Source organism: Acidovorax sp. 22279 (genome assembly GCF_052045435.1).
Lineage (GTDB): Bacteria > Pseudomonadota > Gammaproteobacteria > Burkholderiales > Burkholderiaceae_C > Acidovorax > Acidovorax delafieldii.
This window is the reverse complement of the sequence record NZ_JBQEOV010000025.1, coordinates 41,149-48,638: the sequence shown is the minus strand read 5'-3', so window position 1 is coordinate 48,638 and position 7,490 is coordinate 41,149. Positions and strand designations below refer to the sequence as shown.

Annotated in this window: 6 protein-coding genes; 4 read left to right on the top strand and 2 right to left on the bottom strand. The window is 64.6% G+C overall.

The window, feature by feature from the left end; translation table 11 throughout:
- Positions 1-348 precede the first annotated feature (348 nt).
- On the bottom strand, positions 349-1,746 hold the full coding sequence (locus tag ACTJKQ_RS23665) for a sensor histidine kinase (RefSeq protein WP_056744047.1): 1,398 nt from the start codon (positions 1,744-1,746) through the stop codon (positions 349-351).
- A gap of 156 nt (positions 1,747-1,902) precedes the next feature.
- Positions 1,903-2,619, bottom strand: coding sequence for a response regulator transcription factor (locus tag ACTJKQ_RS23660; RefSeq protein WP_440598274.1), 717 nt, complete (start codon positions 2,617-2,619; stop codon positions 1,903-1,905).
- Positions 2,620-2,793: 174 nt separating this feature from the next.
- Here ACTJKQ_RS23660 and ACTJKQ_RS23655 point away from each other — a divergent pair, with 174 nt between their 5' ends.
- From ACTJKQ_RS23655 to ACTJKQ_RS23640, 4 genes are all read left to right on the top strand, one after another.
- Positions 2,794-4,044 (top strand): ABC transporter substrate-binding protein, encoded by a 1,251-nt coding sequence (locus ACTJKQ_RS23655; protein ID WP_440598273.1) that lies wholly within the window; start codon positions 2,794-2,796, stop codon positions 4,042-4,044.
- A gap of 123 nt (positions 4,045-4,167) precedes the next feature.
- Positions 4,168-5,286: a carbohydrate porin gene (locus ACTJKQ_RS23650; RefSeq protein ID WP_056058431.1), complete on the top strand. Its 1,119-nt coding sequence runs from the start codon at positions 4,168-4,170 to the stop codon at positions 5,284-5,286.
- Between the two features lie 466 nt (positions 5,287-5,752).
- Positions 5,753-6,631 carry a carbohydrate ABC transporter permease gene (locus ACTJKQ_RS23645; protein WP_015012611.1) on the top strand — a complete coding sequence of 293 codons (879 nt, stop codon included), beginning with the start codon at positions 5,753-5,755 and terminating at the stop codon, positions 6,629-6,631.
- Positions 6,621-7,490: a carbohydrate ABC transporter permease gene (locus ACTJKQ_RS23640; RefSeq protein WP_440598272.1), complete on the top strand. Its 870-nt coding sequence runs from the start codon at positions 6,621-6,623 to the stop codon at positions 7,488-7,490. Before ACTJKQ_RS23645 ends, ACTJKQ_RS23640 begins: the two co-directional genes overlap by 11 nt.

Genomic DNA, 7,490 nt, shown 5'->3' with positions numbered 1-7,490 from the left:
CAGCGGCGCGAGTTGAGCGAGACCCCGCCAAACCCGAGCACCGCAGGTTGCCCCGTAGCGAAGCGCTGGGGACGCAGACAGTGGGGTCGCCTTTCTTTTGGGTACTTTTCTTTGGCGAAGCAAAGAAAAGTACCTCGCCTGCCGGGCGACTCCCGGCCTCCGCCCTGAGCCCAGGCAAGCAACCCGATAAGCACACAAGCCTCCACAGACTCGCTGCGCCCAACAACAGTCCGTTAGACCGTCAACGTCGACCGGAAATCTCCCACCCGGAAGTGCTGGAGTTCACTATAAAAATCATAGCTGCCAAGGCATGAAGCACTAGCGCACTCAGCCAAAAACACCAAAAACTCACCCCGCAGGCAGCCGCATCCCCACCCGCAACCCCTTCGGCACCACCCCTTCCGCTACCGTCCGCCCCCCGTGCCGCAGCGCGATCTCTTCCACGATCGACAGCCCCAGCCCACAGCCTCCCGCCTTGTCCGACCCACGCCAGAACCGCGCAAACAGATCGCCCAGATGCTCCGCCGGCACGCCCGGTCCATCGTCCTCCACCACCAGCAGCGCCCAATGCCCGGGCTCTTCATGGCCCACGCGCACCGTCACCGTGGCACCGGGCCCCGCGTAGTGCAACGCGTTGTCGATGAGGTTGTTCAACGCCTCGCGCAGCAGCAGCGGGTGGCCCTGCGCGGGCAGGTGGTCCACGCCCTCGTAGCCCAGGTCCATGCCCTGGGCCAGGGCGCGGGCGGCCCATTCGCGGGCCACCTCGCGGGCCAGGGCGGCGAGGTCGATGGACTGCATCTCCACGTTCGACTCCGAGCGCGCCAGCTGCAGCAGCTGGTGCACCAGGTGCGCGCTGCGTTGCGCGGCCGACAGCACCTTTTGCAGGCGGGCCTGCACTGCGGGTTCGTGGCTTTCGTGCAGGGCCAACTCGGTCTGGCCGATCAGGCCTGCGAGCGGCGTGCGCAGCTGGTGGGCAGCGTCGTTCAGAAACCGCTTTTCCTTTTGCTGGCCACGCGCCACAGTCTCCAGCAGGCGGTTGATGGTGCTGGCCAGCGAATGCACTTCCTGCGGTGCGGAGGTCAGCTCGATGGGCGGCAGCGGTGTGGTGCCCGTGTGGGGCTGCGCGCCTGCGCGCTCAATTTGCGCCTCCAGGCGCTTCAAGGGCTGCAGGCCGCGCAGCACGCCGGCGTACACCACGGCGCTCAGGGCCAGGCCCATCAGGCCCATGGGGAACACCATGCGCTCCAGCAGTTCCTGCGCAATGCGCTCGCGCACCGTGAGGCTCTGGGCCACCTGCACGCGCAGGCGCTGGCGGGTGGAGGCGGTGCCGTAGTCCACATCCAGCAAGGCCACGCGCACCGGTTTGTCATCCACCCGCGCCTGGTACAAAAACGCCTCGCCCACTGCCACATCAACCTGGGCGGGCGGTGGCGGCAGCTGCGCGTTGCCCAGCAAAAAGCGGCCGGGCGGGGACGACACCATGTAGGTGATGCGGTCGGCCGGGTCCTGCTCCAGGATGTCCTGCGCGGCCTTCGGAAAGTCCACCAGCAGCCCATCGCCAATCGGCTTGATCTGCCGCGCCAGCGCCCGCACCGACTGGGTCAGCGTCTGGTCAATGCCCTTCTCGCCGTTCTGCAGCGCAATGCGCCACGCCAGAAACCCACCCGACAGCCACAGCACCAGCTGCGGCAGCAGCAGCCACAGCAGCAGCTTGCGTTGAAGAGAGACCCCAGGTACGTGGCGCATGTTTCAACAGTCAAAGATAGGCGGCGCTGCGTTGAAAACCGGCACGGCCCACGCGAGGGCCGCCGCGCAAGGGCCGCCCCGCCGCGCTGGCGGCGTCCCCCTTCCCGCGCACAGCGCGAGAGAAGGGGGAAGCGGCGCAGCCGCTCAGGGGGATGCTCACGGTTTATTCAGCATGTACCCCAGCCCCCGGATATTGCGGATCACCAGGTTGGACTGGTCGAGCTTCTTGCGCAGTCGGTGCACATACACCTCCAGTGCATTGGAGTTCAGCGGGGCGGCGGTTTGGCCCGGCTCGGGCGGGCTGGCGCGCCAGGCGGCCAGCACGTCGTCGCGCGTGACGACTTCGCCACAGCGGTGGACCAGCAGCTCCAGCAGCTCCCACTCGCGCTGGGTCAGCTCCAGCAGGTCGCCATTCAGGGCCGCGGCATGGCTGGCGTGGTCCAGCACCAGGGGGCCGATGGTGGTGCTGACGGCGCCCGCAGCGCTGCTGGCCTGGGTGAAGGCGGGCTGGCGCGCGCGGCGCAGCATGGCCTGCAGGCGGGCCTGCAGCTCCTGCATGTTGAAGGGCTTGGTGATGTAGTCGTCGGCCCCGGCGTTCAGGCCCAGCACGCGGTCGTCGACGCCATCGCGGGCGGTGAGGATCAGCACGGGCAGGCCGGCAATGTGCGCGCGGGCCCAGGTCAGCAGCTCCATGCCGTCGGCGCCGGGCAGGCCCAGGTCCAGGATGATGCCGTCCACCGCCTGCGTCTGCAAAAGCGCCATGGCCTGCGCCACGCTGCTGGCGGTGCAGACGCTGTAATCGAGTTGCTTGAGCTGGCCGGTGAGAGCGTCGAGCAGGAGGGCGTCGTCTTCGACAATCAGTATCGTGGCCATGGATTGAGCATAACAAAGGCCCCTGCAACGGGCCCTCTGTGGGGCCGCTGCGACTCTCAGGGAAAGCCCTGAGAATTAAATTAATTATTGTAATTAAAGTACCGACTGCGCTGAACGGCACCGGTATCACGGCGCAGCAACGGGTTCTGAAAACAACGTCGAGGAGACAAGGGTATGTGGAAGATGACAAAGATCGCCGCACTGGCGGTGGGCCTGGCGGCCGCGATGTCTGCCAGCGCGGGGGAGGTCGAGGTCCTGCACTACTGGACATCGGGCGGCGAGGCCAAGTCGGCCGCCGAGCTCAAGAAGATCATGCAGTCCAAAGGCCACACCTGGCGCGACTTTGCCGTGGCGGGCGGCGGTGGCGACAGCGCCATGACGGTGCTCAAGAGCCGCGTGATCTCGGGCAACCCGCCCTCGGCCGCCCAGGTCAAGGGCCCGGCCATCCAGGAATGGGCGTCCGAAGGCGTGCTGGCCAATGTCGATGCGCTGGCCAAGACCGAGAAGTGGGACGACGTGCTGCCCAAGGTGGTCGCCGACGTGATGAAGTACAAGGGCAGCTACGTGGCTGCCCCGGTCAACGTGCACCGCGTGAACTGGCTGTGGGCCAGCTCCGATGCGCTCAAGAAGGCTGGCGTGGCCAGCATGCCCAAGACCTGGGACGAGTTCTTTGCCGCTGCCGACAAGTTCAAGGCCGCAGGCCTGGTCCCCGTGGCCCATGGCGGCCAGAACTGGCAGGACTTCACGACCTTTGAATCCGTGGTGCTGGGCGTGGGCGGTGCCAAGTTCTACCAGGACGCCCTGGTCAAACTGGACGACAAGGCCATCAACAGCGATACCATGAAGAAGTCGCTGGAGACCTTCCGCCGCATCAAGACCTACACCGACCCGGGCGCTCCCGGCCGCGACTGGAACCTGGCCACGGCCATGCTCATCCAGGGCAAGGCGGGCTTCCAGTTGATGGGCGACTGGGCCAAGGGTGAGTTCATCGCGGCCAACAAGGCGCCGGGCAAGGACTTCCAGTGTGCAGCGGCACCGGGCACGGCCAACGCGTTCACCTTCAACGTGGACTCGTTCATCCTGTTCAAGCTCAAGGACGCAGCAGCACAGAAGGCGCAGAGCGACCTGGCCAGCTCCATCATGAGCCCTGAGTTCCAGGAGGTGTTCAACCTCAACAAGGGCTCGATCCCTGTGCGCACCGGACAGAAGATGGACAAGTTTGACGACTGCGCCAAGCTGTCCAGCAAAGACTTTGCCGACACTGCCAAGAGCGGTGGCCTGGTGCCCAGCGTGGCCCATGGCATGGCGATTGCGCCTGCCACCGAAGGGGCGATCAAGGATGTCGTCAGCCAGTTCTGGAACGACGACAAGGTGAGCGTCGCCGACGCCATGAAGAAGATCGCGGCCGCCGCGAAGACCAAGTAAGCCGTGTCCAACACACGCACCCGCACGCACTAAAACCAACCCCAGAGGGATCCCATCATGAAGACAAGAAACCGCCTCACGGCGGTGGCTTTGGCCGCCGCATGCGCGAATGGCGCCTTTGCTATGGACGTAGCAGGCTTTGAGTTCAACGGCTACTCCCGCGGTGGCCCGGTGTTCAACCACTCCGACGGCGTCAAGGGCAACCTGACGCTGGGCGGCGAGCTGCAGAAATACCGCCTGGGCAACGAAGGCGACAACGGCATCGAAGTCAACTTTGCCAAGGGCTTCGAGGCCGGCGGCATCAACTGGAAGGTGAACTACATGCCCGCCAAGTGGGGCAGTGGCGACATCAGCACCGAACAGGCGTTTGTGGAAATGAGCGGCTTCTCGTTCTCGCCCGAAGCCAAGTTCTGGGTGGGCCAGCGCCGCCTGCGGATCCAGGACGTGCACATCGTCGACTACTTCCTGCTGAACTACGGCGACAACATCGGCGCCGGTGTGACCGACGTGCCTGTGGGTGGCATGAAGCTGGGCGTGGGCGTGTTCTCTGGCGACAAGTTTGACGGCGGCCTGCCCAACAACGTGAAGGCGCACCGCATCAACGCCGACCTGTCCGAGATCAACACCAACCCCGGCGGCAAGCTGCGGGTGCTGCTGACCGCCGTGGGCGGCAAGAACCAGGTGGGCGGCGGCTCCGGCTCCGGCATCTCGTTGATGCACACGCAAAAGGAGTTCCTGCTGCCCAGCATCAGCAATACGCTGTATTTGCAGACATCGCGCGGCCATGCCCGTATTGATGGGGAGTTCGAGGCCATCGAGGGCACCAGCGCAGGCAAGCGCGCCACCCGCATTGCCGACTCCATCAACTGGCAAAGCGGCCCGTTTGGCGGCCAGGCCCTCATTGGCTACCAGACCAACAAGGCTGACCTGACCGGCGTGGAGACCAAGGACTTCTCGCTGGGCGGCCGTGGCTCGTACGCGTTCACCAAGAACTTCAAGGGCCTGGTGGAGCTGTCCACCACCACCCGCAAGGGCAGTGGTCCGGACCAGCGCCTGTCCAAGGTCACGCTGGCGGGTGCCCTGGCACTGAATGAAGACTTCTGGTCGCGTCCTGAGCTGCGTCTGTACGTGACGAAGGCCAACTGGAACCAGGCGGCGGCTGTGGCCAACGCAGGCACCTTTGGCGCCAATGGCAAGACCTCGCGCACGCTGGTGGGCGTGCAGTACGAGGTGTGGTGGTAAGAACCTGCTCAAGATCTTTTCGGGGTCGCACAAGTACCTTGCCGGGATGGGGTGCAAGGCGCGGGGCGCAGTGGATAGCCCGGCTATCCACAAGCGCCGCAACGCCGCAGACCGCCCGGCAAGGCACTTGCCCGAAGGGTTGGAGTGAAATCGGGCGATTGGACGCCCCGGCTGCTTGCACGGGCACGAGCCCATGCGGCGCATCCAAGGCATCCACTCATCCCGATTGCACTCCAATGCGATCCCCGAACAGATTTTGAACAGGTTCTAAGTGAGAGAGTGAGTAGCGAGTTAGTTTGAGGTAGACACTTTGTTCATTGGGGGGTGCTCTGTGCGCACCCCCCTTTTTTCATGTGACACAAAGTGAATGTGTGAATGAGTGAAACGGTGATTCAGTGACTGATCGAGACACCGCGTACCGCGCGCGCAGCGCGTGCAGTGCGTACGCAAGAGAGATTCGCAAGCAATGAAGAATTCCTTTGAAACCTGGTTGCCCAGGCTGGTGGTGACCCCGGCGTTTGTGCTGGGTTTTGCCTTCATCTATGGCCTCATGGTGTGGAACGGCGTGCTCAGCCTCACCGCATCGCGCATGCTGCCCAACTACGAATGGGCGGGCCTGGCGCAGTACGAGCGCCTGTGGGAGATGGACCGCTGGTGGGTCGCCCTGAAGAACCTGGGCATTTTTGGCGTGGGCTATGTGGGCGGATCGCTGGTGATTGGTGTGGTGCTGGCCGTGCTGCTGGACCAGAAGATCCGCGCCGAGGGCGCGCTGCGCACCATCTATCTGTACCCCATGGCGCTGTCGTTCGTGGTGACCGGCACGGCCTGGAAGTGGCTGCTGAACCCCGGTCTGGGCATCGAAAAGATGGTGCGCGACTGGGGCTTCACGAACTTTGAGTTTGGCTGGCTGGTGGACACCGAGATGGCGATCTACTGCGTGGTCATCGCAGGCATCTGGCAAAGCGCCGGGTTTGCCATGGCGCTGTTCCTGGCCGGGCTGCGCGGCATTGACGACAGCATCATCAAGGCCGCGCAGGTCGATGGTGCCTCGCTGCCGCGCATCTACTGGCGCATCGTGCTGCCCGCGCTGCGGCCGGTGTTCTTCTCCACGCTCATGGTGCTGTCGCACCTGGCCATCAAGAGCTTTGATTTGGTGATGGCGCTGACGGCGGGCGGCCCCGGTTTTGCCACCGATGTGCCCGCCACCTTCATGTACACCATGTCGTTCTCGCGCGGGCAAATTGGTCTGGGCGCGGCCAGCGCCACCATGATGCTGGCCACCGTCGCGGCCCTGGTGATTCCTTACCTTTACAGCGAACTGCGGAGCAAACCCCATGACCGCTAAGCCCTCTGTGTTTCCGTCCGTGGGTCGCGTGCTGGTCTATGGCGTGCTGGCCCTGGCCACCGCGTTCTTTCTGCTGCCGCTGTACGCCATGCTGGTCACCTCGTTCAAGGACGCCGAGGAGATCCGCAGCACCTCGCTGCTGGCACTGCCCGCGGCGCTGAATTGGTCGGCCTGGGGCACGGCCTGGCAGAGCGCCTGCACGGGCGTGGACTGCAACGGCCTGCGCCCGTTTTTCTGGAACTCGGTGGCCATGGCCGTGCCGGCCGTGCTGATCTCCACCGTGTGGGGCGCGCTCAACGGCTATGTGCTGAGCCTGTGGAAGTTTCGCGGCAGCGACACGCTGTTTGGCCTGCTGCTGTTTGGCGTGTTCATGCCCTTCCAGGTGGTCCTGCTGCCCATGAGCCAGGTGCTGGGCTGGCTGGGGCTGTCCAGCTCCATCACTGGGCTGGTGCTGGTGCACTGCCTGGCGGGGCTGGCAGGCACCACGCTGTTCTTTCGCAACTACTACGCGGCCATCCCCAGGGAGCTGGTGAACGCCGCACGCATGGACGGCGCGAGCTTCTGGCAGATCTTCTGGCGCATCGTGCTGCCGCTGTCCACGCCCATCGTGATGGTCACGCTGATCTGGCAGTTCACCAATATCTGGAACGACTTTCTGTTCGGCGTGGTGTTCTCGGGCACCGAGTCCAAGCCCATCACCGTGGGTCTGAACAACCTGGCCAACACCAGCAGCAGCGTGAAGGCCTACAACGTGGACATGGCGGCCGCCATCATCGCGGGCCTGCCAACCATGGTGATCTACGTTCTCGCAGGCAAGTTTTTTGTGCGTGGCTTAACGGCTGGCGCAGTGAAGGGATAA